General features: G+C 60.3%; 23 protein-coding genes. 13 read left to right on the top strand and 10 right to left on the bottom strand.

Features of this window, described 5'->3' with window-relative positions; genetic code table 11:
• Positions 1-208: 208 nt before the first annotated feature.
• From AB4P97_RS06980 to AB4P97_RS06970, 3 genes are all read right to left on the bottom strand, one after another.
• Positions 209-1,492, bottom strand: a complete 1,284-nt coding sequence (locus AB4P97_RS06980; protein WP_042558756.1) for an FAD-binding oxidoreductase — start codon at positions 1,490-1,492, stop codon at positions 209-211.
• Positions 1,493-1,544: 52 nt separating this feature from the next.
• Positions 1,545-3,035 (bottom strand): aldehyde dehydrogenase, encoded by a 1,491-nt coding sequence (locus tag AB4P97_RS06975; protein ID WP_395602296.1) that lies wholly within the window; start codon positions 3,033-3,035, stop codon positions 1,545-1,547.
• A 174-nt stretch (positions 3,036-3,209) separates the two neighbouring features.
• Positions 3,210-4,586 (bottom strand): glutamine synthetase family protein, encoded by a 1,377-nt coding sequence (locus tag AB4P97_RS06970; protein WP_042558754.1) that lies wholly within the window; start codon positions 4,584-4,586, stop codon positions 3,210-3,212.
• A gap of 282 nt (positions 4,587-4,868) precedes the next feature.
• Here AB4P97_RS06970 and AB4P97_RS06965 point away from each other — a divergent pair, with 282 nt between their 5' ends.
• The 5 genes from AB4P97_RS06965 to AB4P97_RS06945 all read left to right on the top strand — a co-directional run bounded on the left by AB4P97_RS06965 (position 4,869) and on the right by AB4P97_RS06945 (position 10,184).
• Positions 4,869-5,630, top strand: coding sequence for a gamma-glutamyl-gamma-aminobutyrate hydrolase family protein (locus tag AB4P97_RS06965; RefSeq protein WP_042558753.1), 762 nt, complete (start codon positions 4,869-4,871; stop codon positions 5,628-5,630).
• Between the two features lie 370 nt (positions 5,631-6,000).
• Complete coding sequence (gene potA / locus AB4P97_RS06960; RefSeq protein WP_042558752.1) at positions 6,001-7,143, top strand: polyamine ABC transporter ATP-binding protein; 1,143 nt, start codon at positions 6,001-6,003, stop codon at positions 7,141-7,143.
• A gap of 29 nt (positions 7,144-7,172) precedes the next feature.
• On the top strand, positions 7,173-8,054 hold the full coding sequence (locus tag AB4P97_RS06955; protein WP_164488122.1) for an ABC transporter permease subunit: 882 nt from the start codon (positions 7,173-7,175) through the stop codon (positions 8,052-8,054).
• Positions 8,051-8,926 (top strand): ABC transporter permease subunit, encoded by an 876-nt coding sequence (locus AB4P97_RS06950; protein WP_042558750.1) that lies wholly within the window; start codon positions 8,051-8,053, stop codon positions 8,924-8,926. Before AB4P97_RS06955 ends, AB4P97_RS06950 begins: the two co-directional genes overlap by 4 nt.
• Before the next feature lie 160 nt (positions 8,927-9,086).
• The gene (locus tag AB4P97_RS06945; protein WP_042558749.1) at positions 9,087-10,184 is read left to right on the top strand and encodes a polyamine ABC transporter substrate-binding protein; all 1,098 of its coding nucleotides are present in this window, start codon (positions 9,087-9,089) and stop codon (positions 10,182-10,184) included.
• A gap of 225 nt (positions 10,185-10,409) precedes the next feature.
• Here the strand turns inward: AB4P97_RS06945 and thpR are convergent, their stop codons facing one another.
• A complete protein-coding gene (gene thpR / locus AB4P97_RS06940; protein ID WP_042558748.1) occupies positions 10,410-10,949 on the bottom strand; it encodes an RNA 2',3'-cyclic phosphodiesterase in 540 nt (179 codons plus the stop codon).
• A gap of 107 nt (positions 10,950-11,056) precedes the next feature.
• On the opposite strand from thpR, the gene AB4P97_RS06935 reads away from it, so the two are divergent.
• Positions 11,057-11,251, top strand: coding sequence for a hypothetical protein (locus AB4P97_RS06935; protein WP_047300714.1), 195 nt, complete (start codon positions 11,057-11,059; stop codon positions 11,249-11,251).
• Positions 11,252-11,527: 276 nt separating this feature from the next.
• On the opposite strand, the gene AB4P97_RS06930 is transcribed toward AB4P97_RS06935, so the two are convergent.
• Together AB4P97_RS06930 and AB4P97_RS06925 are read right to left on the bottom strand one after the other, a co-directional pair.
• A complete protein-coding gene (locus tag AB4P97_RS06930) occupies positions 11,528-11,881 on the bottom strand; it encodes a DUF1428 domain-containing protein (protein ID WP_042558747.1) in 354 nt (117 codons plus the stop codon).
• Positions 11,882-11,883: 2 nt separating this feature from the next.
• Positions 11,884-12,966, bottom strand: coding sequence for a hypothetical protein (locus AB4P97_RS06925; protein WP_395602295.1), 1,083 nt, complete (start codon positions 12,964-12,966; stop codon positions 11,884-11,886).
• Between the two features lie 303 nt (positions 12,967-13,269).
• Here AB4P97_RS06925 and AB4P97_RS06920 point away from each other — a divergent pair, with 303 nt between their 5' ends.
• Entirely contained in the window at positions 13,270-13,545 is a 276-nt protein-coding gene (locus AB4P97_RS06920; RefSeq protein WP_042558746.1) for a hypothetical protein, read from the top strand.
• A gap of 57 nt (positions 13,546-13,602) precedes the next feature.
• Here AB4P97_RS06920 and AB4P97_RS06915 read toward each other — a convergent pair whose 3' ends face one another.
• Positions 13,603-13,809 (bottom strand): hypothetical protein, encoded by a 207-nt coding sequence (locus AB4P97_RS06915; protein ID WP_042558745.1) that lies wholly within the window; start codon positions 13,807-13,809, stop codon positions 13,603-13,605.
• Positions 13,810-14,052: 243 nt separating this feature from the next.
• Between AB4P97_RS06915 and AB4P97_RS06910 the strand changes: the two genes are divergently transcribed.
• The 4 genes from AB4P97_RS06910 to paoC all read left to right on the top strand — a co-directional run bounded on the left by AB4P97_RS06910 (position 14,053) and on the right by paoC (position 19,849).
• Complete coding sequence (locus AB4P97_RS06910; RefSeq protein WP_042558744.1) at positions 14,053-15,807, top strand: L-lactate permease; 1,755 nt, start codon at positions 14,053-14,055, stop codon at positions 15,805-15,807.
• 273 nt (positions 15,808-16,080) lie between these two features.
• Positions 16,081-16,704 (top strand): aldehyde dehydrogenase iron-sulfur subunit PaoA, encoded by a 624-nt coding sequence (gene paoA / locus AB4P97_RS06905; RefSeq protein WP_047300711.1) that lies wholly within the window; start codon positions 16,081-16,083, stop codon positions 16,702-16,704.
• Complete coding sequence (locus AB4P97_RS06900) at positions 16,701-17,654, top strand: FAD binding domain-containing protein (RefSeq protein WP_395602294.1); 954 nt, start codon at positions 16,701-16,703, stop codon at positions 17,652-17,654. The genes paoA and AB4P97_RS06900 overlap by 4 nt, the downstream gene beginning before the upstream one ends.
• Entirely contained in the window at positions 17,651-19,849 is a 2,199-nt protein-coding gene (gene paoC / locus AB4P97_RS06895; RefSeq protein ID WP_395602293.1) for an aldehyde oxidoreductase molybdenum-binding subunit PaoC, read from the top strand. The genes AB4P97_RS06900 and paoC overlap by 4 nt, the downstream gene beginning before the upstream one ends.
• A gap of 66 nt (positions 19,850-19,915) precedes the next feature.
• Here paoC and AB4P97_RS06890 read toward each other — a convergent pair whose 3' ends face one another.
• Positions 19,916-20,392: a cupin domain-containing protein gene (locus tag AB4P97_RS06890; RefSeq protein WP_273875838.1), complete on the bottom strand. Its 477-nt coding sequence runs from the start codon at positions 20,390-20,392 to the stop codon at positions 19,916-19,918.
• Positions 20,393-20,589: 197 nt separating this feature from the next.
• On the opposite strand from AB4P97_RS06890, the gene AB4P97_RS06885 reads away from it, so the two are divergent.
• Entirely contained in the window at positions 20,590-21,489 is a 900-nt protein-coding gene (locus AB4P97_RS06885; RefSeq protein ID WP_210625018.1) for a LysR family transcriptional regulator, read from the top strand.
• Here the strand turns inward: AB4P97_RS06885 and AB4P97_RS06880 are convergent.
• Positions 21,486-22,430 carry an aldo/keto reductase gene (locus AB4P97_RS06880; protein WP_181818475.1) on the bottom strand — a complete coding sequence of 315 codons (945 nt, stop codon included), beginning with the start codon at positions 22,428-22,430 and terminating at the stop codon, positions 21,486-21,488. The two genes, AB4P97_RS06885 and AB4P97_RS06880, sit on opposite strands and share 4 nt — an antisense overlap.
• A 112-nt stretch (positions 22,431-22,542) precedes the next feature.
• Here AB4P97_RS06880 and AB4P97_RS06875 point away from each other — a divergent pair, with 112 nt between their 5' ends.
• Complete coding sequence (locus tag AB4P97_RS06875) at positions 22,543-23,313, top strand: alpha/beta hydrolase (protein WP_395602292.1); 771 nt, start codon at positions 22,543-22,545, stop codon at positions 23,311-23,313.
• 183 nt (positions 23,314-23,496) lie between these two features.
• Here the strand turns inward: AB4P97_RS06875 and AB4P97_RS06870 are convergent, their stop codons facing one another.
• Positions 23,497-24,780, bottom strand: a complete 1,284-nt coding sequence (locus AB4P97_RS06870; protein ID WP_395602291.1) for a Zn-dependent hydrolase — start codon at positions 24,778-24,780, stop codon at positions 23,497-23,499.
• Positions 24,781-24,818 lie beyond the last annotated feature (38 nt).

Below are 24,818 nucleotides of genomic sequence, written 5' to 3'. Positions count from 1 at the left end.
GTTGGCTTTGTGGAGGTTGTCAGGCCGTCATCGCTGGCAAGCCAGCTCCCACAGGTTTTGTGGTTGTCAGTGGGAGTGATGGCGTCTTTACAGGCGTCATCGCTGGCAAGCCAGTTCCCACAGGTTTTGTGGTTGTCAGTGGGAGTGATGGCGTCTTTACAGGCGCCATCGCTGGCAGGCCAGCTCCCACATTTTGAACATTACTAGCTTAGATGCCGAAACGATCGCGCAGCGAGTAGTAGACGGCGCCGAGGGCGGTCAGCGGGGCGGAGAAGGTGCGGCCGCCGAGCATTGGCATGTGTGGCAAGGACGCGAACGCGTTGAAGCGTTCGGCATCGCCGCGGATCATTTCCGAGATCAGTTTGCCGGCCAGGTGCGAGCAGGTGACGCCGTGGCCACTGTAGCCTTGCATGTAGTAGGCGTTTTTCTCGATACGGCCGAATTGCGGCATGCGTGACATGGTCAGCAGGAAATTGCCGGTCCAGCGGTAGTCGATTTTCACGTCTTTGAGCTGCGGGAAGGTCTTGAGAATCTTCGGGCGGATCAGTTGTTCGATGTCGTCCGGTTCACGCGCGCCGTAGACCACGCCGCCGCCGTACAGCAAACGGTTGTCGGCGGTGAGGCGGTAGTAATCCAGCAGATAGTTGCAGTCTTCGACGCAGTAGTTGTTGGTGATCAGGCTGCGCGCCTGTTTCTCGGTCAACGGTTCGGTGACAACGATTTGCGAGCCGCAGGGCATGCTTTTCGCGGTGACGCGGTTGTCGAGGCCTTGCGGCAGGTAGGCGTTGCCGGCGATCAACAGATACTTGGCGCGCACCAGACCTTTGGCGGTGCGCACGACATTTGGCTCGCCGTAGGTGATTTCCACCGCGGCCGATTGCTCGTAGATCTTGCCGCCCAAACTCACGATGGCAGCAGCTTCCCCCAGGGCCAGGTTGAGTGGATGCACGTGGCCGCCCTGCAAGTCCAGCAGACCACCGACGTAGGCGTCGGAGCCGACTTCGCGACGAATGTCCGCAGCGTCGAGCATCTTCAGATTACGGTTGCCGTAGCGTTCCCAGTTTTTCTTCTGCTCGGCCAGACCATTCAGTTGTTTCTTGTTCATCGCCGCGAAGATACCGCCCGGACGGTAGTCGCATTTGATGTCGTATTGCTTGATGCGCGAACGAATGATGTCGGCGCCTTCGAAGATCATGCTGCCCAGGATTTCGGCGGTCTTGTCGCCGTAACGCTCTTCGATCACGTCGACGTCGCGACTGTAGGAGTTAACCAGTTGCCCGCCGTTACGGCCGCTCGCGCCGTAACCGACTTTCGCCGCTTCCAGCACCGTGACTTTATAGCCAGCCTCGGCGAGGAACAGTGCCGAGGACAGGCCCGTGTAACCGGCGCCGATGATGCAGACGTCGCAATCCACCGCTTCTTCGAGGGTCGGAAAGTCGATGACTTCGTTGCGAGTGGCGGCGTAGTAGCTGTTTACGTGTTGTTGTTTCATACGGTTCTCCGAGGGTCGCCGGCTCACGCCAGCAACCGCCGCTGTAAAAGAATTAGAGCTTGATCCAGGTCGCTTTCAGCTCGGTGTACTTGTCGAATGCATGCAGCGATTTATCGCGACCATTGCCCGACTGTTTGAAGCCACCGAACGGCGCGGTCATGTCACCGCCGTCGTACTGGTTGACCCAGACGCTGCCGGCACGCAGGCCACGAGCAAAGGTGTGCGCCTTGCTCAGGTTGCTGGTCCAGACCCCGGCGGCGAGGCCGAAGATGCTGTCGTTGGCGATCTGCAGCGCTTCTTCAACGGTGTCGAAGGTGATCAGCGACAGCACCGGGCCGAAGATTTCTTCCTGAGCGATGGTCATGGCGTTGGTCACGCCGTCGAAAAGCGCCGGCTGCACATACAGGCCGCCGGTTTCTTCAAGGGTGCGTTGACCACCGGCAATCAGCTCGGCGCCCTGCTCGCGACCGATGCTGATGTAACGCAGCACGTTGTCGAGTTGGCGCTGATCGACCACGGCGCCGACGGTGGTCGCCGGGTCGAGGGCGTGACCGGGTTTCCACGCTTGCAGTGCTTCCACCAGCAGCGGAATGAACTGCTCACGAATCGAACGCTCGACCAGCAGACGCGAACCGGCGGTGCAGACTTCACCCTGGTTGAAGGCGATGGCGCCGGCCGCTGCTTGTGCCGCGGCGCGCAAGTCCGGCGCGTCGGCAAACACTACGTTCGGGCTTTTGCCGCCGGCTTCGAGCCAGACGCGTTTCATGTTGCTCTGGCCGGCATAAATCATCAGTTGCTTGGCAATCGCCGTGGAGCCGGTGAAGGCCAGCACGTCGACGTCCATGTGCAACGCCAGCGCCTTGCCGACGGTGTGGCCGAAGCCTGGCAAGACGTTGAACACGCCTTTCGGAGTGCCGGCATCCAGTGCGAGCTGAGCGATGCGGATCGCGGTCAGCGGAGACTTTTCCGAAGGCTTGAGGATGAACGAGTTACCCGCCGCCAGGGCCGGGGCGAATTTCCAGCTGGCCATGATCAGCGGGAAGTTCCACGGCACGATGGCCGCCACCACGCCGCAAGGCTCACGAGTGATCAGGCCGAGCTGATCGTGCGGTGTGGCCGCGACTTCGTCGTAGATCTTGTCGACGGCTTCAGCGCTCCAGCGGATCGCGTTGGCGGTCGCCGGGATGTCGATGCTCATCGAGTCGCTGATCGGTTTGCCCATGTCGAGGGTTTCCAGCAGCGCCAGTTCTTCCTGGTTTTGCAGGATCAGATCGGCGAAGCGGATCAGGATGCGCTTGCGCTCGGCCGGGGCTTTGTTGGCCCACACGCCGGATTCGAAAGACTGGCGCGCGACTTCCACGGCGAGGTTGGCGTCGGCTTCATCGGTGCTGGCGACGGAGGCCAGAAAACGGCCGTCAACGGGGCTCAGGCATTCAAAGGTGTCGCCGCTGATCGCCGGGCAGTATTCACCGTTGATGAACGCGCGGGATTCAATGGTCAGGGACTGGAAGCGTTGTTCCCAGTCGTTGCGGGTCGTTGTCATTGTTATGGCTCGACGAGGGGGTGGTGAGCAGCGGACGAACGCCGCCGATCAAAATCTGGTAACCCGATACCCTGTAGGAGCTGCCGAAGGCTGCGATCTTTTGATCTTGATCCTGAAAAACAAAGTCAAAAGATCGCAGCCTTCGGCAGCTCCTACAGGGGATGGTGCTGGGCTTTAAACGGTATGCAGATACCAGTTGTACTCAAGGTCAGAAATCGAGTTTTCGAACTCGGCCAGCTCGCTCTCCTTGCACGCGACAAACACGTCGATGTACAGCGGGTCGATGTAGCGGGCCATGACTTCGCTGTCGTCCAGCTCACGCAATGCGTCGCGCAGGTTGTTCGGCAGGCTCTGTTCGTTCTGCTCGTAGCTGTTGCCCTCGACTGGCGCACCCGGTTCGATCTGGTTGGTCAGGCCGTGGTGAATACCGGCCAGCACCGAGGCCATCAGCAGGTACGGGTTGGCATCGGCACCGGCGACACGATGCTCGATGCGCACCGCGTCTGCAGAACCGGTCGGCACACGTACTGCAACAGTGCGGTTGTCGATGCCCCAGCTCGGCGAGTTCGGCACGTAGAACTGCGCGCCGAAGCGACGGTACGAGTTGACGTTCGGGCAGAGGAAGGCCATTTGCGCAGGCAGGGTCTCCAGCACACCGCCGATCGCATGTCGCAGCGCGGCGTTCTGCTCGGGATCCTCGCTGGCGAAGATGTTGTTGCCTTCTTTGTCCAGGATCGAAATGTGTACGTGCAGACCATTACCTGCCTGGCCCGGATACGGCTTGGCCATGAAGGTGGTGTCCATCTCGTGGTCGTAGGCGATGTTTTTCACCAGACGCTTGAGCAGGACGGCGTAGTCGCAGGCCTTGATCGGATCGGAGACGTGATGCAGGTTGACTTCGAACTGCGCCGGAGCGCTTTCCTTGACGATGGCGTCAGCAGGAATGCCCTGCTCTTTCGCGCCTTCGAGGATGTCTTGCAGGCAGTCGACGTATTCGTCGAGGTCGTCGATCAGGTAGACCTGAGTCGACACCGGGCGCTTGCCGGAAACCGGCGAGCGTGGCGACTGCGGACGGCCGTTCACGTTGTCCTGGTCGATCAGGTAGAACTCGAGTTCGAACGCTGCACAAATGGTCAGGCCGAGGTCGTCGAATTTGCGCACCACGTTGGCCAGCACTTCACGCGGGTCAGCGAAGAACGGCTGGCCTTCAAGTTCGTGCATGGTCATTAACAGTTGTGCGGTTGGGCGCTTCTGCCACGGCTCGATGCTGAGGGTGCCGGGGATCGGATAGCAGATGCGGTCGGCGTCGCCGATGTCCAGGCCCAGGCCGGTGCTTTCCACCGTGGAGCCGTTGATGTCGAGGGCAAAGAGCGAGGCCGGCAGGTTGATGCCTTTCTCGTAAACCTTATGAAGACTGGTGCGTTCGATGCGCTTGCCGCGCACCACACCGTTCATATCCGCAATCAGAAGGTCGACGTACAAAACCTCAGGATATTTCTTAAGGAATGCGTTTGCTTCGTTGAGTTGAACGGTACGCAGAGGGACCGACATGATGCACCTATTTAGCTGTTAATTATTATGTTCACTGCTGTTTCGCCGAGCCAGTCAACCCGAACGGCAAAGTGAAGTCAATAGCGAACACCCTGCCGCTCAGCCTTTATTTTTAGGGCTTTTCTTGACACCCGCGTGCCAAAACAGGCGCCAGACGCCTGCCAATCATGAAGATTTGATGAACGGCGTTTAGAATTTTTTACACGGGAGTTGTTAATTAAAATCAACGACGCTAAGCTCCGGAAAAGCTCGTTCAAGTGTCAAACTTCGAGGTGAATAAAAATGGCATTCAAGCCATTGATCGGCGTTACTGCGTGCGTCAAACAGATTGGCCTGCACCCCTATCACATCAGCGGCGACAAGTACGTACGTGCTGTCAGCGTTGGCGCCCAGGGGCTGCCGGTGGTCATTCCTTCCCTTGGCAACCTGACTGAAATCGAGGACCTGCTCGGTCAACTCGACGGTCTGCTGCTGACCGGCTCGCCTTCAAACGTGGAACCTTTCCACTATCAAGGCCCGGCCAGCGAACCCGGTACGGATCACGATCCGGCGCGGGATGCCACGACCCTTCCTTTATTGCGTGCTGCCATTGCGGCGGGCGTTCCGGTGCTGGGCATTTGCCGCGGCTTCCAGGAGATGAACGTGGCATTTGGCGGCAGCCTGCATCAGAAGGTGCATGAGCTGCCGGGCATGCTCGATCACCGCGAAGCGGATAGCCCGGATGTGGCCGTGCAATACGCACCGGCTCATGCGGTCACGGTGCTTGGCGGCGGCGTGTTCGAAGCGCTGGAGTTGCCCGGCGAGTTCCAGGTCAATTCCATTCACAGTCAGGGCATCGACCGCCTCGCGCCCGGCCTGCGTGCCGAAGCGGTGGCGCCGGATGGTCTGATCGAGGCGATCTCGGTGGAGCACAGCCCGACCTTTGCCCTCGGCGTGCAATGGCACCCAGAGTGGCAGGTGCTGGACAACCCGAACTACCTGAAGATTTTTCAGGCCTTCGGTGAAGCTTGCCGGCAACGGGCGGCGCGACGCAACCAGCGCTGATATCAGCAAACAATACCTGACGATTTACTGCCCCCACGCAAGTCGGGTGTGCCTGCGCACATCCGTCATTCGTGAAAAACAACACCCGTAATAACAACAAGTACGACCCAGGCAGCCAGGACGGCGGCGCCGAACAAGCCGGAGCGGTATGAGCAGTACCCGTTGGATCAATGCAAAACCCTGTGGGAGCTGGCTTGCCAGCGATGGCGGTGGGTCAGTCACCCTTTATGTTGAAGGTGACGGCCTCATCGCTGGCAAGCCAGCTCCCACAGGGTATTGCTCAGATCCGAACGGCAATGTGCTTACAGGCTTGCAATCCACTTAAGCCAGGCCACATTGGCCTGGCACTGAAACCTGTTGGGAGTTTCACATGGCAAACGCCTCCAGCACTTACAGGAAGGCACTTGAAGGTCATCAGCAACCGAAAAAGGTGTTGGTGAAAATCGATCGTGTCACCAAGAAGTTCGACGAAACCATCGCAGTTGACGATGTATCCCTTGAGATCCATCAGGGCGAAATCTTTGCCCTGCTCGGCGGCTCCGGCTCGGGTAAATCGACCCTGCTGCGCATGCTTGCCGGTTTCGAGCGCCCGACTGAAGGGCGGATTCTGCTCGACGGTGTGGACATCACCGACATGCCGCCGTACGAGCGGCCGATCAACATGATGTTCCAGTCTTACGCGCTGTTCCCGCACATGACCGTCGCGCAGAACATCGCCTTCGGCCTCAAGCAGGACCGTTTGCCAGCCAGTGAAATCGACGCCCGCGTTGAAGAAATGCTGCGTCTGGTGCACATGACCCAATACGCCAAACGCAAACCGCATCAACTCTCCGGTGGTCAGCGCCAACGTGTCGCCCTCGCCCGCTCGCTGGCGAAACGGCCAAAGCTGTTGCTGCTCGACGAACCGATGGGTGCGCTGGATAAAAAGCTGCGTTCGCAAATGCAGCTGGAGTTGGTTGAGATCATCGAGCGCGTCGGCGTGACCTGCGTGATGGTGACTCACGACCAGGAAGAAGCCATGACCATGGCCGAGCGGATCGCGATCATGCACCTGGGCTGGATCGCGCAGATCGGCAGCCCGATTGACATCTATGAAGCACCCGTCAGCCGTATGGTCTGCGAGTTCATCGGCAACGTGAACGCCTTCGACGGCACGGTGGTTGAAGACCTCGAAGGTCACGCGATCATCCACAGCCCGGACTTGCAGCAGAAGATCTACGTCGGTCACGGCGTCAGCACCTCGGTGCAGGACAAGTCGGTCACCTACGCGATCCGTCCGGAAAAAATGCTCGTCAGCACGACCCAGCCCGAGTTCCGCTACAACTGGTCCGAAGGCAAGGTGCATGACATCGCCTACCTCGGCGGTCACTCAGTGTTTTACGTGCAATTGCCGGGCGGCAAAATCGTCCAGTCGTTCATGGCCAACGCTGAACGCCGTGGCGCGCGACCGACCTGGGACGACAAGGTTTACGTCTGGTGGGAAGACGACAGCGGCGTGGTACTGCGCTCATGAGAACTTTCAATCAGCAATTCCTGCGCCTGGTGCCCAGTGGCCGAAAACTGGTGATCGGTATTCCGTTCATCTGGCTGTTCCTGTTCTTCATGCTGCCGTTTTTCCTGGTGATGAAGATCAGTTTCTCGGAAGCTGCGCTGTCGATCCCGCCGTACTCGGAGATTTACACCTACGCCGAACAGAAATTCCAGCTGCTGCTGAACATCGGCAACTACACCATGCTCGGCGAAGACGAGCTGTATCTGTCGGCCTACCTCGGGTCGTTGAAGGTCGCGGCGCTGAGCACGCTGATGTGCCTGGTGATCGGCTTCCCGATGGCTTATGCGATCACCAAGACCGGCAAGGAAACGCAAAACGTCCTGCTGCTGTTGATCATGATGCCGACCTGGACCGCGATCCTGATCCGCGTTTACGCGTGGATGGGCATTCTCAGCAACAACGGTTTGCTCAACAGCTTCCTTATGTGGACTGGCCTGACCGATCACTCGATCGAGATCCTCAACACCAACACGGCGGTGTATATCGGCGTGGTTTACGCCTACCTGCCGTTCATGGTGTTGCCGCTGTACGCCAACCTGGTGAAGCACGACGGCAGTCTGCTTGAAGCCGCGTCGGACCTGGGTTCGAGCAACTTCAACAACTTCTGGAAAATCACCGTACCGCTGGCCAAGAACGGCATCATCGCAGGCTGCATGCTGGTGTTCATTCCGGTGGTGGGCGAGTTCGTGATTCCCGAACTTTTGGGTGGCCCGGAGACGCTGATGATCGGTCGCGTGCTGTGGCAAGAGTTCTTCAATAACCGCGACTGGCCGGTGGCGTCTGCTCTGGCGGTGGTGATGCTGTTGATCCTGATTGTGCCGATTCTGCTGTTCAACCGCAGCCAGGCCAAAGAGATGGAGGCACGGGGATGAAACGCTTCGGTTTTGCAAAGTTCATGTTGATCTTCGGCCTGACGTTTATCTATCTGCCGATGCTGATCCTGGTGATCTACTCGTTCAACGCCTCGAAACTGGTGACGGTGTGGGGCGGCTGGTCGATCAAGTGGTACACCGGTTTGCTCGACAACACGCAATTGATGGGTTCGGTAGTGCGCTCGCTGGAAATCGCCTGCTACACCGCGATTGCTGCTGTGGCACTCGGTACTCTGGCTGCGTTCGTGCTGACTCGGGTGACGCGCTTCAAGGGTCGCACGCTGTTTGGCGGCTTGGTCACCGCGCCGTTGGTGATGCCTGAAGTGATCACCGGTCTGTCGTTGTTGCTGCTGTTTGTGGCGATGGCGCAACTGATCGGCTGGCCGCAGGAGCGTGGCATTGTCACGATCTGGATCGCCCACACCACGTTTTGTGCAGCCTATGTGGCGGTGGTAGTCTCCGCCCGCCTGCGTGAACTGGACCTGTCGATTGAAGAAGCGGCGATGGATCTGGGCGCGAAACCGTTCAAGGTGTTTTTCCTGATCACCATTCCGATGATCGCGCCGTCGCTGGCGGCGGGCGGGATGATGTCGTTTGCCTTATCGCTGGATGACCTGGTGTTGGCGAGCTTCGTCTCCGGCCCCGGCTCCACCACCCTGCCGATGGAAGTGTTCTCGGCGGTGCGTCTGGGCGTGAAGCCGGAGATCAACGCGGTGGCGAGTCTGATTCTGCTGGCGGTGTCGCTGGTGACTTTCCTGGTCTGGTACTTCGGCCGCAAGGCTGAGGCCAATCGCAAGCGGGCGATTCAGGAAGCGATGGATCAGACGGCGAACGAGTCGTGGCAGCAACCGCCACGCGCAGCCACCGCATAATCCTGTAGGAGCTGCGGCACGCTGCGATCTTTTGCCTTTGCGCTTTTTAAGATCAAAAGCAAGATCAAAAGATCGCAGCGTGCCGCAGCTCCTACAAGAGTCGAGTTAGTTGTTCGGTTTTTGTGTTGTGTTTTTGAATAAAAAAAATGGAGTTGTACCGATGAAAATGTTTGGCAGGACTCTGCTGACACTGTCCTTAATGGGCGCAATCGTCATGGGCGCCCAGGCCAACGACAAAGTGCTGCGTGTTTACAACTGGTCCGATTACATCGCGCCGGACACCGTCAAGAAGTTCGAAGACGAGACCGGCATCCGTGTGACCTACGACGTCTTCGACAGCAACGAGACCCTTGAGGCGCGCTTGCTGGCGGGCAAATCCGGCTACGACATCGTCGTGCCGTCCAACAGTTTCCTGGCCAAGCAGATCAAGGCTGGCGTCTATCAGCCGCTGGACAAATCGAAGCTGCCGAACTGGAAGAATCTCAACCCGGTGCTGCTGAAAAATGCCGCCGCCAGTGATCCGGACAACGCTCACGCGTTCCCGTACATGTGGGGCTCGATCGGCATCGGTTTCAACCCGGCCAAGGTCAAGGAAGTACTCGGCGCCAACGCTCCGACCAACTCCTGGGACTTGCTGTTCAAGCCGGAAAACGCTGAAAAGCTGAAGGCCTGCGGCATCAGTTTCCTCGACTCGCCGACCGAAATGATCCCGGCCGCGCTGCACTACCTGGGTTACCCGGTGAACGACAAGGACAAGGCGCACATCATGGAAGCCGAAGCGCTGTTCATGAAGATCCGCCCCAACGTGGCGTATTTCCATTCCTCGAAGTACATCTCGGACCTGGCCAACGGCAATATCTGCGTGGCGGTCGGTTACTCCGGGGACGTCCTGCAGGCCAAGGCCCGCGCGGCGGAATCGGGTAACAAGGTGAAGATCGACTACAGCATTCCCAAGGAAGGCGCAGGCAGTTTCTACGACATGGTCGCCATCCCGCGTGATGCGGCGAACGTCGACAATGCGTATCTGTTCATGGACTTTTTGATGCGTCCGGACATCATCGCCGAGATCACCAACAGCAACGGCTACAGCAACGCCAACTCGGCGGCGACGCCATTGGTGGACGAAGCGATCCGTAACGACCCGGGCTCGTACCCCTCGCAAGCGGTGATGGCGACGCTGTATGCGGTGCCGGATCAGCCGATTGCGACCCAGCGGATCATGACTCGCGGCTGGACGCGGGTGAAACTCGGCAAGTAACCACTACCCAGTGTAGGAGCTGACGAAGGCTGCGATCTTTTGATCTTTAAAAGCAAAAGATCGCAGCCTTCGGCAGCTCCTACAGTGGAATTGTGTGGTTTGAGAATTATTGCTTTTCCGTTCACGCAGCGCCTTACCACCGCTGCACCCTGCATATGAACGGCCTCACCTGGCTCCCTCGGCTCAGGTGAATTTCAGGCGCCCTCGGGCGCCTTTTTTTGTGGCTCACGTCAGTGGCCAATCCTGCAGAATCCGGTAGCGGCCCTTGTGCGATTCAAACAACGCAAAGCGCTCGGCACGCAGGAAAAACGCTGGCGGCGTGGCCGATTCCGGCTCCGGCGCCCGGTAGTCACGGGCCAGAGTCAGGTGCGGACGAAACTCGTGGGCCGTCTCTTCAAAACCGAATGGCAGCATCGCCTGTTCAAGCCCATAGGCTAATCGCAGCAACGCTTGCGGAGCCTGATCCGGCGCCAATGCCAACACCCCGGCACGGTGCCAGACCTGCAGGCGATCCAGTGAAATCTGCAACATTTGCCCCGGCGTGCCCACTTTGCCAGCCGCCTCACAGACTCCGCCGATCTGCGCCAGCGGCACTGCGCCGAGAAACAGCAGCGTCAGATGAAAGTTGTCCGCCGGCACTGACTTGCCGGTTCTCAGACGCAACTCCGCGCGCCACTGCGCAATCGCCTTACGCTGTGCCGGTGGGCAGTCCAGCGCAAAAAACAGGCGTTTGGAGGGTTCATCCCTGTGCGCGTCATCGGTCATGGCCGGGCTCCTTCGTTTCTGGTGATCGGCGTGATTCTACACAGCCTGATCTGACGACTCGCGACACCGGTCTATAGTTCAAGGATTGCCATCAACCGGAGGCCGCCATGCGCGAGGTCCTCAGCAAAGAACCGTGGTGGGCACGACCACCCAATCCCGGGCAGGATGAAACCGAGCTGGAATGGGGCTGGCTGGTGCATTACAGCGAGGGTGAGCCACGTTTTGAATTCGTCCGCGAACGCCCGACGGACGAGCAGATCCGCAACCGAAAAGGCTGCCGAATCACCCCCTCCGCAGAGTGACCCCAAGCCCCGCCCTCTATGTAGGAGCTGTCGAGTGAAACGAGGCGGCGATCTTTTGATCTTGTTTTTAGGGCAAGATCAATAGATCGCAGCCTTCGGCAGCTCCTACAGGGATCTGCGGTGTATTCACCATCGAAACCATCACACAGAAACCTGAGGGACGAACACCGCGAAGCCTGTGGGAGCTGGCTTGCCAGCGATAGCGGTGGGTCCGTTGAAATAGGTGCTGGCTGACACACCGCTATCGCGAGCAGGCTCACCCCTGCTGGGTTTTTTTCAAGGTTCGATGAGGTACTGGAAGCCGCCGAAGATCATCCGCTGTCCATCAAACGGCATCGGGTTGACGTCCGGTTGCATGCGCGGGTCTTCCATCATTTTCGCCATGCCGGTATCGCGAGTGGCCTTGTCGGGCCAGATCAGCCAGCCGGACGCGACGGTTTCACCTTCCTTGAGTTTTACCGCCATCGGGAACGAGGTGAGCTTGCCGTCCGGCACATCATCGCCCCAGCATTCGGCCACGCTCAGGGCGCCGTATTCCTTGAAGATCACCGCTGCGATTTCAGCGTGCTTTTTGTACTGCTCGCGATTGGCGGTCGGGACCGGCGCTACAAAAATATCGATGTAAGCCATGATCATTCTCCTGGTACGTTGGGTTCGATCTGCCGGGTAGTCGATTCCGGCGGACGCCATTCGACACGATGCGCCCCAAACCCGACCGACGGCTCATCAAGCCCACCGAGATTGCGCTCGACCTGCCCGGCCATGTGCAGCGTGCCGGCCATCACGCCAGTGGTCGGGTTCTGCACCAGTTTCAGCCAGGCCTTATCGAAGGTGTTGCCCAGGCTGCTGCGTATCAGCGCCTCACTGTCGGGCCGGTCGTTGGCCTGGAGGATCGCGCGGATGCCCATCACGCCGACGGAAATCATCGCCCCGGCCAGTTTGCCCGCCGCTGCCGCGACTGCACTGGCAGCACCGCGGGGAGCCATTTCCGCCTCCATACGCTGGCTCGCCCGCTTGGCGACGGGTGCCATGCCGGCGTCGGTCGACGCGATGCCTCTGGCGCCGCCGTCGGTGTGAATCTTGTCGATCAGAGCCGCGTACGCCGGCAGGCTGTTCAACGGTTCGGTGCTGATGACTTTGTACAGCGAGGCATCCCGCGCCGGCGGTGGTCCGAGGGCAATGGCCGGGATCTTCTGCAAACGACCGTTGAGCTGGGCAATTGGCACGCGGTGACGCTGGGCGATGAGCGGCATCTGCCGAGCCATCAGCTCTGCATAGAACGCCGTGGCCTGGCCCAGGATCGCATCCGGGTCTACCTCCACCGCGACCGGCGCAAGCACCCTTTTCTGATACTGATCAAGCAGATACGTCGCCAGGCGCTTGGCCGAGGCATCCTGCTCGTCACCGGCGCTGATCGAGTACCAACTGACCTTCATCGACAGCCATTCCTGGGTCCAGTAGCTGCTGAACCACGGAATGAAATTTTCTTCAGTTTGCTGATAGACGCGAGTGCGCCAATGTTCCATCGAGCCCCGGGCGAACAACTTGACCTGCTCGGTGGCTTGCTGCGATGCGTTGACGATTTCGCGGTCGATCTGTTGCCAGGTCGCGGGCGACACCACCACAGCCTGCACAGCGGTCACCGGAGCCCGGGCCGACGTGGCGCAGCCGGCCAGCAAAAACAGCGCGGCGACGACCAGCGCACGCAGGCTCACGGTGGGTGTGTCCTTTAAATGAGGAGGGAGCAGATTTGAGTATAGGTGGGTCAGTCGGCGGTGTTGCTGGATGTTCTGGCCGCATCGCTGGCAAGCCAGCTCCCACAGGTTTCGCGTCGTTCCTGAATTTGTATTCACCGAAGATCACTGTGGGAGCTGGCTTGCCAGCGATGGGGCCAGCCAAAGCGCCGCAAAACTCGACCATCAATGCCGTCGATATTCACCATTGCGACGATCACCTTCCGTCTGCCGCCCACGCAGGGCACGATGGCCACATCCGAACCGCAACGAGGAGTTCACATCATGATTCACACCATCGCACTCTCCGTGAGTTTTCCGGTGTTCGGCAGCAACTACTACGACCAACAACCTGTGTCGCACAAGGCACAATCACTGGTGTTCAACGAAGATTTCGAAGATCTGCTGATGCCCGCCGCGACCAATCATTTCAGCAATGAAGTGGTCGGCATCAACGATCAGTTCCGCTTTCTGAGCGACATTCTCGCCACCCATTTGCTGGATCTCGAGGCCTCTGTGCCTGCGCGTTCCCGCGTCCAGGCGAGCGCTCGTTTTATTTGATGACTGAGGGCCAATGATCGAGGGCGTTCCTTTGCGGGAACGCCCTCTTGTGTTCAATCAATCATCATCCCGATCGCGGTGATAGCGACGGCCATCGCGGCGGTCGTCATCGCGGTCGTCCCAGCGCCGGTCATTGTCGTAATGGCGCCCATGGTCGCGGTCGTAATGCCGGCCGTGGCGGTGGTCATCATCAAAATCCGCCACACAGCCGCCGAGCAATACGGCGGCGGTAACGGTCAGCAGCATCGTTGTAGCGCGCTTCATTCAACACATCCCTAAAACCAAGGTCTTGACGACGGAATCGGCCACGCCGCCCTCGCCTTCAGGTCGCGGTGCGCGCAGCCGTCAATACGACCGGGTAAACCAGGGATGATTCAGTGGCCACTAATGACCGTTTATCGCCTCGTCCGCCCATCCCGAACAGCGGCGAGATGCCACCTATACTGCTTGCAGCCCAACCCCATGCAATGGATCTGCACCCTCAATAACAAAAAGCAGAGGTGGACCATGGTATGGCAGCAAATCTACGACCCGTTTGGCAATCCGGTGATCTCCACGCTCATGGCCGCCGTCCCGGTGGTGGTGATGCTGGCGGCGCTGGCGTTCTTTCACGTCAAAGCGCATCTGGCGGCGCTGCTGGCACTGGCTTCAGCGCTGTTGATCTCGATCTTTGCGTTCGGCATGCCCGCCTCCATGGCCGGTTCGGCAGCACTGTTCGGTGCAGCCAATGGCTTGCTGCCGATCGGCTGGATCGTGCTCAACATCATCTTTCTGCATCGCCTGACCACCGAGAACGGCTCGTTCAAAGTGCTGCAGGATTCGCTGGCGCGGATCACCGATGATCGCCGTTTGCAGTTGCTGCTGATCGCCTTTTGCTTCGGTGCTTTCTTCGAAGGTGCGGCAGGCTTCGGTACGCCGGTGGCGGTGACCGGGGCAATCCTCATCGGCCTCGGTTTTTCGCCGCTGGCCGCGTCTGGCCTGGCACTGATCGCCAACACTGCGCCGGTGGCTTTCGGCGCACTCGGCACACCGATCATCACACTCGCCAAAGTCACCGGACTGGACGAGATGGAGCTGTCGATGATGGTCGGTCGGCAACTGCCATTCTTCTCGGTGCTGGTGCCGTTCTGGCTGATCTGGGCGTTCGCCGGGTGGCGCAAGATGCTCGAGGTCTGGCCAGCGATTCTGGTGGCCGGGGTCAGCTTCGCCGTGCCGCAGTTTCTGGTATCGAACTACCACGGCCCGATGTTGGTGGACGTGATCGCCGCGTTGATTTCCATGGCCTGCCTGACGCTGTTCCTGAAGGTCTGGAAACCGGCGACCATTCACACCTCGGCGGCGCTGTCCGGTCGGGTCGACAACTCCAGGGTCGATGAAGAAAAAGTCACCGCCAGCGCCGCATTCAGCGACCAGGCGCGCCCGGCCGTGATGCGCGCGTGGATGCCGTGGTTCATCCTCACAGTGTTCGTGTTCGCTTGGGGCACGCAGGGTTTCAAGAACCTGTTCGACACTCGGCCGGCAATTGATCCGGTCACGCAATCAGCCAAACTCGATCCGCAAGGCAAACCGATGCGCGAGGCCAATCCGATCTTCGCCCCGGCCATCGTGTTCACGACGCTGCATCAACAGGTCGAGAAGGTGCCGCCTGTGGTGCCTGCGCCGAAAACCGAAGAGGCGGTCTACAAGTTCACCTGGTTGACCAGCACCGGCAGCGGAATTTTACTGGCGGCGATTGTCGGCGGTTTACTGATGGGCTATTCGATCCCGCAACTGATCAAGCAATACCTGCGCACGCTGTGGGTGGTACGTTTTTCGCTGATCACCATCGCGGCGATGCTGGCGCTGGGGTTCCTCACGCGCTACTCAGGCCTGGACGCAACCATGGGCCTGGCGTTCGCGGCGACGGGGATTTTCTACCCGATGTTCGGCACCCTGCTCGGCTGGCTCGGGGTGGCACTGACCGGCTCCGACACCGCGTCCAACGTGCTGTTCGGCGGACTGCAACGGGTGACGGCGGAACAACTTGGCATCAGCCCGGTGCTGATGGCAGCGGCCAACAGTTCCGGTGGGGTGATGGGCAAAATGGTCGATGCGCAGTCTATTGTGGTCGCATCCACGGCAACCCGTTGGTATGGGCATGAGGGCGAGATTCTGCGCTACGTGTTCTTCCACTCGATTGTGCTGGCGATTCTGGTGGGCGGGTTGGTGACGTTGCAGGCCTACGTTTCACCATTCACCCACATGGTCGTCGGCGGCCACTAAACGCACCCGTGTAGGAGCTGCCGAAGGCTGCGATCTTTTGATTTTGATCTTAAAAGCGCAAAGTCAAAAGATCGCAGCCTTCGGCAGCTCCTACAGGGGATTTGCGTATATGGCGATTCATGAGCTGAGTAAATAACTCTATAGCGAAAATCCGCAAAAACCTTTTCCTCCCTCCAGCGGTCACTCCTAGACCGAGACTGGCAAACATGCCGGCATGCCCCTATGGGCCTTTCGCAAACCTGCCGCCTGATTGAGAGAAATAGGAATCGAACCATGCCGATTTCCCGACGTAAATTTATGATTCTCGGCGCCGTCACCGCAACGGCGTTCGCGATGCCGCCATTCATCAGCCTCAAGGCCTACGCCGCCAACCTGGAGCAACCGGCCATGAACAAAGTGACCATTCAAGTGAATGGCAAACCTCAGTCCCTTGAAGTCGACAACCGCACCACCCTGCTCGACGCCTTGCGTGAACACCTGCACCTGACCGGCAGCAAAAAAGGCTGCGACCACGGCCAGTGCGGTGCCTGCACGGTGATCGCCGATGGTCGGCGGATCAACTCATGCCTGACGCTGGCGGTGATGCACGAAGGCAGTGAGATCACCACCATCGAAGGCCTCGGCATGCCGGACAACCTGCACCCGATGCAAGCCGCGTTCATCAAGCATGATGGCTATCAATGCGGTTACTGCACGCCGGGGCAGATCTGCTCGGCAGTCGCCGTTATCAAGGAAATCCGCGACGGCATTCCCAGCCACGTCAGCCCCAGCCTGACCGAGTCGCCACAACTGATCGCTTCCGAATTCCAGGAGCGCATGAGCGGCAATATCTGCCGCTGCGGCGCCTACTCGAACATCATCGAAGCCATCACTGAAGTCGCGGAGGTGCCGGCATGAGACTGTTCAATTACAGCCGTGCCGACTCCCCTGCCGCAGCTGCGCAAGCGGCGCAGATCGAAGGCGCGAAGTTCATCGCCGGCGGCACCAACCTGCTCGACCTGATGAAACTCGACATCGAAACCCCGCTGCACCTGATCGACGTCAACCACCTGGGCCTCGACACGATCGAAGCCACGCCCGAGGGCGGTTTGCGCATCGGCGCGCTGGTGCGCAACACCGATCTGGCGGCCGACGCCCGGGTCAGAAAAGACTATGCGCTGCTGTCCCGCGCCTTGCTCGCCGGTGCTTCCGGACAGCTGCGCAACATGGCGACCACCGCCGGCAACCTGTTGCAACGCACCCGCTGCCCGTACTTCTACGACACAAATCAGGCCTGCAACAAACGCAATCCAGGCAGTGGCTGTTCGGCAATTGGCGGGGTCACCCGGCAGTTGGGGATCATCGGCGTCAGCGACGCCTGTATCGCCACGCACCCGAGCGACATGGCGATTGCGATGCGCGCCTTAGATGCGCAGATTGAAACGGTGAAACCCGACGGCAGCACCCGCAGCATCGCCATGGCCGATTTCCACCTGTTGCCGGGCAACACGCCGAACATCGAAACCAGCCTCGGTGCCGGCGAATTCATCACGGCCGTGACGTTGCCTGCGCCGGTGGGTGGCACGCACATTTATCACAAGGTACGCGATCGTTCCTCGTACGCCTTTGCCCTCGTGTCCGTGGGTTTGATCCTGCAAAAGGACGGCAGCGGCCGCGTCGCGGTCGGTGGTATTGCGCCGAAACCGTGGCGCGTGGAAGCGGCTGAAGCGCTGCTGCCCAAGGGCGCAAAAGCCGTCAGCGAACGCTTGCTCGACGGCGCCACGCCGACCCACGACAACCAATTCAAACTTACCCTGGTCGAGCGCACGCTCGGTTCGGTGTTGGCGCAAGCGAGGGAAGAAGCATGAAATTCGACACGCCCGCCACAACCAACCCGATCGATCAATTGAAGGTGATCGGCAAGCCGACAGATCGTATCGAAGGCAAGCTGAAAACTTGCGGCCAGGCGCCTTACGCTTACGAACAGCATGAAGCCGTGGCCGATCAGGCCTACGGTTTCATGGTCGGTTCGGCTATCGCCAAGGGTCGCATCAGCCACATTGATCTCGCCGACGCAAAAGCTGCGCCCGGTGTGTTGGCCATCGTCACCGCCGACAATGCCGGCAAACTTGGCAAAGGCCAGTACAACGCCGCGCATTTGTTAGCCGGGCCCGAGATTCAGCACTATCACCAGGCCGTTGCACTGGTGGTTGCCGAGACCTTCGAGCAGGCCCGCGCCGCTGCACAATTGGTCAAGGTCGATTACGTCGCGAGCAAAGGCGAGTTCGATCTGGCCAGCGTGCGTGACCAAGGCGTCGAGCAGAAAGAAGAAATGCCCGACGTCACCCACGGCGATTTCGCGACAGCGTTCGCCGGTGCCCCGGTGCAATTCGACCAGACCTACACCACCCCCGACCAGTCCCACGCGATGATGGAACCCCACACGACCCTGGCCGCGTGGAAAGGCGACCAACTGACGCTGTGGACGTCGAACCAGATGATCGCCTGGAGCGTCGGCGACATTGCCGAAACCCTCGGCCTGCCCAAGGAAAAAGTCCGCTTGATCTCGCCCTACATCGGCGGCGGTTTCGGCGGCAAACTGTTTATTCGCGCTGACGCGATCCTCGCGGCCCTCGGTGCGCGCATGGCCGGCAGACCGGTGAAAGTCGCCCTCGCCCGCCCACAGGTCGCCAACAACACCACGCATCGCCCCGCCACTATCCAGCGTATCCGCATGGGCGCCACCGCGGACGGCAAGCTCACCGCCATCGCGCATGAAGGCTGGTCGGGCAATCTCGCGGAGGGCAAGGTCGAAGTCGCGGCGCAGCCGAGTCAGTTGCTGTACGCGGCGCAAAATCGTCTGGTCACCATGCGTCTGTCGCCGCTGGATCTGCCTGAAGGCAACTCAATGCGTGCACCCGGCGAAGCGCCGGGATTGATGGCGTTGGAAATCGCCATGGACGAAATGGCCGAACAGCTCAAACTCGATCCCGTGCAGTTCCGCATCCTCAACGACACCCAGGTCGACCCGGTAAAAACCGAGCGCCCGTTCTCGCAACGACGCTTGATCGAATGTCTGCAAACCGGCGCCGAAAAATTCGGCTGGGACAAGCGCAACGCCAAACCCGGCAGCCGTCGCGAAGGTCGCTGGCTGATCGGCATGGGCGTCGGCGCGGCGATCCGCAACAACCTGCTTATGAAGTCTGGCGCGCGGGTGCGGCTCGAGCGTGATGGCAAGATCACTGTAGAAACCGACATGACCGACATCGGAACCGGCAGCTACACGATCATCGCGCAGACCGCCGCAGAAATGATGGGCGTGGGCATCGACGATGTCGTGGTGCAACTGGGCGATTCGAATTTCCCGGTGTCGGCGGGTTCCGGCGGCCAGTTTGGCGGCAATTGCTCGACTGCCGGCGTGTATGCCGCGTGCGTGAAACTGCGTGAGGCGATCGCCGGCAAACTGGGCATGGCGGCTGATCAGGCGGAGTTTGTTGACGGTCAGGTGCGGGTCGGCGGCAAAACTGTGGCGCTGCGAGAGGCGGCAAAAAATGGCGAGGTGGTGGCTGAAGACAGCATCGAATTCGCCGACCTCGAAAAGCAGTATCAGCAGTCAACCTTTGGCGCGCACTTCGTCGAAGTAGCGGTGGATGCGGCGACGGGCGAAGTTCGTGTGCGGCGGATGCTCGCGGTGTGCGCGGCCGGGCGGATTCTCAATCCGAAAGCGGCGCGCAGTCAGGTGATCGGCGCCATGACCATGGGCGTTGGCGCGGCGTTGATGGAGGAATTGGCGGTCGATAAAAAACTCGGTTTCTTCGTCAACCATGATCTGGCCGGATACGAAGTGCCGGTGCATGCCGACATCCCGCATCAGGAGGTAATTTTCCTTGATGAGACCGACCCGATTTCCTCACCCATGAAAGCCAAGGGTGTGGGTGAGTTGGGGATTTGCGGGGTGAGTGCGGCGCTGGCCAATGCGATCTACAACGCCACCGGAGCGCGAGTGCGGGAGTATCCGATCACGCTGGACAAGATTCTCGATTCCTTGCCGGCGATGATCTGAAGACCTGAAGAGCCCCTCACCCTAACCCTCTCCCACTGGGAGAGGGCTGGGGTGAGGGTCATCGGGTTACTCGGTGCGCGGATATTGCGCCTCACTCACCTGCTCCATCCACTCCACCACACGACCGTCCAGCATTTCAGCAATGGCGATATGCGTCATCGCCGTCGTCGGTGCTGCGCCGTGCCAATGCTTGGCCCCCGGTGCGATCCACACCGTGTCGCCGGGGCGAATCGCGCGAATCGGCTGGCCCCATTCCTGCACAAAACCTGAACCGGCAGTAACAATCAGCGTCTGACCCAACGGATGGGTGTGCCACGCCGTGCGTGCGCCGGGCTCAAAGGTGACGGTGGCGCCGCTGACTCGTGCCTCGTCGGTGCCCTTGAACGGCGCATCGACGCGTACGGTCCCGGTGAACCAATCTGCCGGCCCCTTGGCCGAGGGTTGCGAACCGTTGGGGGTCACGGTCACACGCACGGGTTCATTGGCTTGAACCTCGCCAGCGAGCAAGGAAAGGGTCAGCGCAGAGGCAGCAATCGGGTTCATTGCATTCTCCAGAAAAATGATTGAATCCCCCTGTAGGAGCCGCCGCAGGCTGCGATCTCTTGATCTTGATTCTAAAAACGACGTCAAAAGATCGCAGCCTGCGGCAGCGCCTGCACGAGACATGCGTTCACTCTACCGGGCCGTACTGTTCAGATAATCGACTAGAATCTGAAAAAACTTATGCAGGAAACTAATCAATGCTTCGTGAAAACGCCAGCGACCTGCTCGCTTTCCTAGCGGTGGCGCGCGAGCGCAGTTTTACCAAAGCCGCGGCCAAGCTCGGCGTCTCGCAATCGGCGCTCAGCCATACCATTCGCGCACTGGAAACACGCCTCGGCCTGCGTCTGCTGACCCGCACAACCCGCAGCGTCTCCCCCACCGAAGCCGGCGAACATCTGCTGCAAACCGTCGGCCCTCGCTTCGAGGAGATCGAGCAGGAACTCGCCGCCTTGAGCAACCTGCGTGAAACCCCGGCGGGCAAGATCCGCATCAGCGCCACCGACCACTCGCTGGACTGGCTGCTGCGCCCGGTGCTCAAAACATTCCTGCCGCAATACCCGGACATCGCCGTGGAGGTCTGCTGCGACTACGGTTTCGTCGATATCGCAGGCCAGGGTTTCGATGCCGGCGTGCGTCTGGGTGAAGACGTTGCCCAAGGCATGATCGCCACCCGCATCGGCCCGGACATGCGCATGGCCGTCGTCGGTTCGCCGGCCTACTTTGCCACTCGTTCAGCACCAGACACCCCACGCGATCTGACCGGGCACGCCTGCAACAATCTGCGCCTGCCCACCAACGGCGGGCTGTACACCTGGGAATTCGAAAAGGACGGCGAAAGCCTGAACGTGCGGGTGTCCGGGCAAATCACCTTGAACGGCGTCTATCCGTTGCTCGATGCCGCACTGGACGGCTTCGGCTTGAGCTACATCCCGGAAAACCTCGTCGCGCCTTTGCTGGCGGAAGGACGCCTGGTGCAGGTGCTGGCAGACTGGTGCCCGACGTTTGCCGGTTATCACCTCTACTACCCGAGCCGGCGTCAGGCGGCACCGGCATTTGCGCTGTTGCTGGAGGCGTTGCGATTTCGCGGTGAAAACTAACTCACCAACGCAATCAACTGATGACGCTGCGCATCGGTGAGCGTCGGCCCGAACCCGGCCTTGACGTTATCCGCCATGTAGCGCGGATTACCGGTGCCGGGAATCACGCAAGTGACCGCCGGGTGCGCCAGCAAAAATTTCAGCGCCAACTGCGGCCAACTGCTCACCTGCACATCCGACACCCACGCGGGCAGCGGCTTGCCCTTGAGCCTTCCCAACAACTCTCCGCCACCAAACGGCCGGTTGCAAATCACCGCCACACCGCGCTCGCGGCACAGCGGCAGGATGCGTTTTTCCACGCCACGATCATCGAGGGCATAGTTGATTTGCAGGAAGTCCAGTTGCTCGGCTTTCAGCACTGCTTCGACTTCGTCATAAGCGGACGACGTGTAATGAGTGATGCCGATGTAGCGAATGCGTCCCTGCTCCTTCCATTCGCGCAGGGTTGGCAGGTGGGTTTGCCAGTCGAGCAGATTGTGAATCTGCATCAGGTCGATACGCTCGGTACGCAACAGGCTGAACGACTGCTCCATCTGCGCGATGCCCTCCTTGCGCCCCCGTGTCCATACCTTGGTCGCCAGAAACGCCGGCGAACGTGGTTCGTGGATCGACAGCAGCTCACCGGTTGTTTCTTCGGCGCGGCCATACATGGGTGAACTGTCGACCACCGTGCCACCCTTGGCGAACAGTTCCTCGAGCACCACCGGCAATTGCCGGTAGGCCGGATCCCCCGGCGCGACGTCGAAGCCGCGATAGGTGCCCAGGCCCACCACGGGCAGGGACTCGGAGCTTGATGGGATGGCGCGGGTCTGCATGGCTTGGCCTCCGGAAGCGGCGGACGACGTGGCAGTGGCCAACGCCCGATCAAAGGTGAACACCGCCGAAACGCCGGCAGCCAGGGTGAGCAATCGGCGACGGGAGTAACCCTCAGTGTGGCTCATGCTGGTTCCCCTGCAGCGTGGATCTGTTGCACGTTGTGTGCGCAGGCTGCCGCTTGCATCCGCTGGACTACACTGCGACAGCAAACCTTCATACCCCGTTAAAAGTAGCCGAATGTCCCGAACCCTGATGTCACTCGTCGCATTGATCGTCGCCGCGTACCTGGTGCTGTGCGCGGCGCTGTTCGTTTTCCAGCGCTCGCTGATCTATTTTCCGCAGCCCGGCGCCGTCGATTCGCTGGATTCGCGGCTGAAACTGTCGATGCCGGACGCGGATATCTGGGTCACCACTCGCGAACGCGTCGGCCCGCGTGCGTTGATCTATTTCGGCGGCAATGCCGAGGACGTGTCGCGCAATTTGCCGGAGTTCGCCCAAGCCTTTCCCGAGTACGCGTTGTACCTGCTCAATTACCGAGGCTTCGCCGGCAGCGGTGGTTCGCCATCCGAAGAGGCGATTGCCGAAGATGCCTTGGCATTGTTCGATCAGGTGTATGCCAGCCACACACAGATCGCCGTGGTCGGACGCAGCCTGGGCTCGGGTGTCGCCGTTCGCCTGGCCAGTCAACGCCCGGTGCAGCAGTTGATTCTGGTAACGCCCTACAACAGCCTCGAAGAAATCGCCGCGCGGCAATACCCATGGGTGCCGGTGAAGTGGTTGCTAAAGGATCGCTTCGAGTCAGGCAAGTACGCCGCGCACATCCGCGTGCCGACGTTGCTGCTGGCGGCGAGTGATGACGAGGTCATTCCCCGCGCCAGCACCGAGCGATTGCTGGGCAGTTTCCCCAAAGGTGTTGCGCTGCTCAAGGTTGTGCCGGATTCGGGGCACAACTCGATTTCCGGGCGGGGGGAATATTTGCAGTGGATGGGGGATGTGTTGAATCGCTGAGGATTATCGGGCAGGGAGTTTTTGTTGTCAGGGCCCCATCGCTGGCAGCTCCCACAGGGATCGGTTGTGCATCCGATTCTGGTGAACAACATCGAACCTGTGGGAGCTGGCTTGCCAGCGATGGGGCCTGCCCTCGCAACACCAAAACCGACGGCCTTGCGCGATGGGTCCAGCGCGCAATCTTCAGGCTGCGACTTTACCCCCCGCCACCATCGCCGAAGCCGCCAGCATCGCCCGCAGCAACACTGCGCACCCCGCCGCCAGATCATCCGGTGCGGCATTTTCGATTTCGTTGTGGCTGATGCCCCCTTCGCACGGTACGAAGATCATCCCGGCAGGCCCCAGTTCAGCGAGGAAAATCGCGTCGTGGCCGGCGCCGCTGACGATGTCCATGTTCGACAAGCCCAGACCCTTGGCGGCACTGCGCACGGCGTCGACGCAGCCCTTTTCGAAGTACAGCGGCGGGAAGTCGGCTGTCGGGGTCAGTTCATAGGTCAGGCCGTGCTCTTCGCAGGTGGCCTCGATGACCTGCTTCACTTCGGCGATCATCGAGTCCAGGCGCGCCGGTTCCAGATGGCGGAAGTCGAGGGTCATGCGCACTTCGCCAGGGATGACGTTGCGCGACCCCGGATAGGCTTGCAGGCAACCGACCGTGCCGCAGGCGTGGGGTTGATGGCCGAGGGCGGCGCGGTTGACGGCGCCGACGATGACCGAGGCGCCGACCAATGCGTCCTTGCGCAGGTGCATCGGGGTTGGCCCGGCATGGGCTTCGACTCCGCGCAGCTTGAGGTCGAACCACTTCTGCCCCAGCGCGCCGAGCACCACGCCGATGGTTTTATGTTCGTCTTCCAGAATCGGACCTTGTTCGATGTGCGCCTCGAAATAGGCGCCGACCTTGTGCCCGCTCACTTTTCGCGGCCCTGCATAGCCGATTGAATTCAGTGCTTGGCCAACGGTGACGCCATCGGCATCGACTTTGGCGAGGGTTTCTTCGAGGGTGAATTTTTCCGCGAACACGCCAGAACCCATCATGCACGGCGCGAAACGCGAGCCTTCTTCGTTGGTCCAGACCACCACTTCCAGCGGCGCTTCGGTTTCCACGCCGAGGTCGTTAAGGGTGCGCAACACCTCGACACCGGCGAGTACACCGAAGCAGCCGTCGAACTTGCCGCCGGTGGGTTGCGTGTCGATATGGCTGCCGGTCATCACCGGTGGCAGGCTCGAATTGCGCCCAGCGCGGCGGGCGAAGATGTTGCCGACCTCATCGACCGTGACGCTGCACCCGGCGTCCTTGCACCACTGCACAAACAGGTCGCGGGCCTGGCGGTCGAGGTCGGTCAGGGCCAGGCGACAGACACCGCCCTTGACCGTGGCGCCGAGCTTGGCCAGCTCCATTAACGACGCCCACAAGCGGTCGCGGTTGATGTGCTGATGGGTCGATTGCAGAACGTCTACAGCTGCGTTCATGGGGATCTCCTCAGGCTGCTTTTCTTATGGATATTGCT

The sequence above is a fragment of the Pseudomonas sp. A1230 genome, from assembly GCF_044218825.1.
Classification (GTDB): Bacteria; Pseudomonadota; Gammaproteobacteria; order Pseudomonadales; family Pseudomonadaceae; genus Aquipseudomonas; species Aquipseudomonas iridis.
Note: the sequence above shows the minus strand (reverse complement) of the source record. Positions and strands in the feature narration are given on the sequence as shown.

What these genes read in the sequence shown, in the direction of transcription:
- AB4P97_RS06980 (WP_042558756.1), bottom strand. Translation starts at nt 1,492, where the DNA reads ATGAAACAACAACACGTAAACAGCTACTACGCCGCCACTCGCAACGAA.
- AB4P97_RS06975 (WP_395602296.1), bottom strand. Translation starts at nt 3,035, where the DNA reads ATGACAACGACCCGCAACGACTGGGAACAACGCTTCCAGTCCCTGACC.
- AB4P97_RS06970 (WP_042558754.1), bottom strand. Translation starts at nt 4,586, where the DNA reads ATGTCGGTCCCTCTGCGTACCGTTCAACTCAACGAAGCAAACGCATTC.
- AB4P97_RS06965 (WP_042558753.1), top strand. Translation starts at nt 4,869, where the DNA reads ATGGCATTCAAGCCATTGATCGGCGTTACTGCGTGCGTCAAACAGATT.
- potA (WP_042558752.1), top strand. Translation starts at nt 6,001, where the DNA reads ATGGCAAACGCCTCCAGCACTTACAGGAAGGCACTTGAAGGTCATCAG.
- AB4P97_RS06950 (WP_042558750.1), top strand. Translation starts at nt 8,051, where the DNA reads ATGAAACGCTTCGGTTTTGCAAAGTTCATGTTGATCTTCGGCCTGACG.
- AB4P97_RS06945 (WP_042558749.1), top strand. Translation starts at nt 9,087, where the DNA reads ATGAAAATGTTTGGCAGGACTCTGCTGACACTGTCCTTAATGGGCGCA.
- thpR (WP_042558748.1), bottom strand. Translation starts at nt 10,949, where the DNA reads ATGACCGATGACGCGCACAGGGATGAACCCTCCAAACGCCTGTTTTTT.
- AB4P97_RS06935 (WP_047300714.1), top strand. Translation starts at nt 11,057, where the DNA reads ATGCGCGAGGTCCTCAGCAAAGAACCGTGGTGGGCACGACCACCCAAT.
- AB4P97_RS06930 (WP_042558747.1), bottom strand. Translation starts at nt 11,881, where the DNA reads ATGGCTTACATCGATATTTTTGTAGCGCCGGTCCCGACCGCCAATCGC.
- AB4P97_RS06920 (WP_042558746.1), top strand. Translation starts at nt 13,270, where the DNA reads ATGATTCACACCATCGCACTCTCCGTGAGTTTTCCGGTGTTCGGCAGC.
- AB4P97_RS06915 (WP_042558745.1), bottom strand. Translation starts at nt 13,809, where the DNA reads ATGAAGCGCGCTACAACGATGCTGCTGACCGTTACCGCCGCCGTATTG.
- AB4P97_RS06910 (WP_042558744.1), top strand. Translation starts at nt 14,053, where the DNA reads ATGGTATGGCAGCAAATCTACGACCCGTTTGGCAATCCGGTGATCTCC.
- paoA (WP_047300711.1), top strand. Translation starts at nt 16,081, where the DNA reads ATGCCGATTTCCCGACGTAAATTTATGATTCTCGGCGCCGTCACCGCA.
- AB4P97_RS06900 (WP_395602294.1), top strand. Translation starts at nt 16,701, where the DNA reads ATGAGACTGTTCAATTACAGCCGTGCCGACTCCCCTGCCGCAGCTGCG.
- paoC (WP_395602293.1), top strand. Translation starts at nt 17,651, where the DNA reads ATGAAATTCGACACGCCCGCCACAACCAACCCGATCGATCAATTGAAG.
- AB4P97_RS06890 (WP_273875838.1), bottom strand. Translation starts at nt 20,392, where the DNA reads ATGAACCCGATTGCTGCCTCTGCGCTGACCCTTTCCTTGCTCGCTGGC.
- AB4P97_RS06885 (WP_210625018.1), top strand. Translation starts at nt 20,590, where the DNA reads ATGCTTCGTGAAAACGCCAGCGACCTGCTCGCTTTCCTAGCGGTGGCG.
- AB4P97_RS06880 (WP_181818475.1), bottom strand. Translation starts at nt 22,430, where the DNA reads ATGAGCCACACTGAGGGTTACTCCCGTCGCCGATTGCTCACCCTGGCT.
- AB4P97_RS06875 (WP_395602292.1), top strand. Translation starts at nt 22,543, where the DNA reads ATGTCCCGAACCCTGATGTCACTCGTCGCATTGATCGTCGCCGCGTAC.
- AB4P97_RS06870 (WP_395602291.1), bottom strand. Translation starts at nt 24,780, where the DNA reads ATGAACGCAGCTGTAGACGTTCTGCAATCGACCCATCAGCACATCAAC.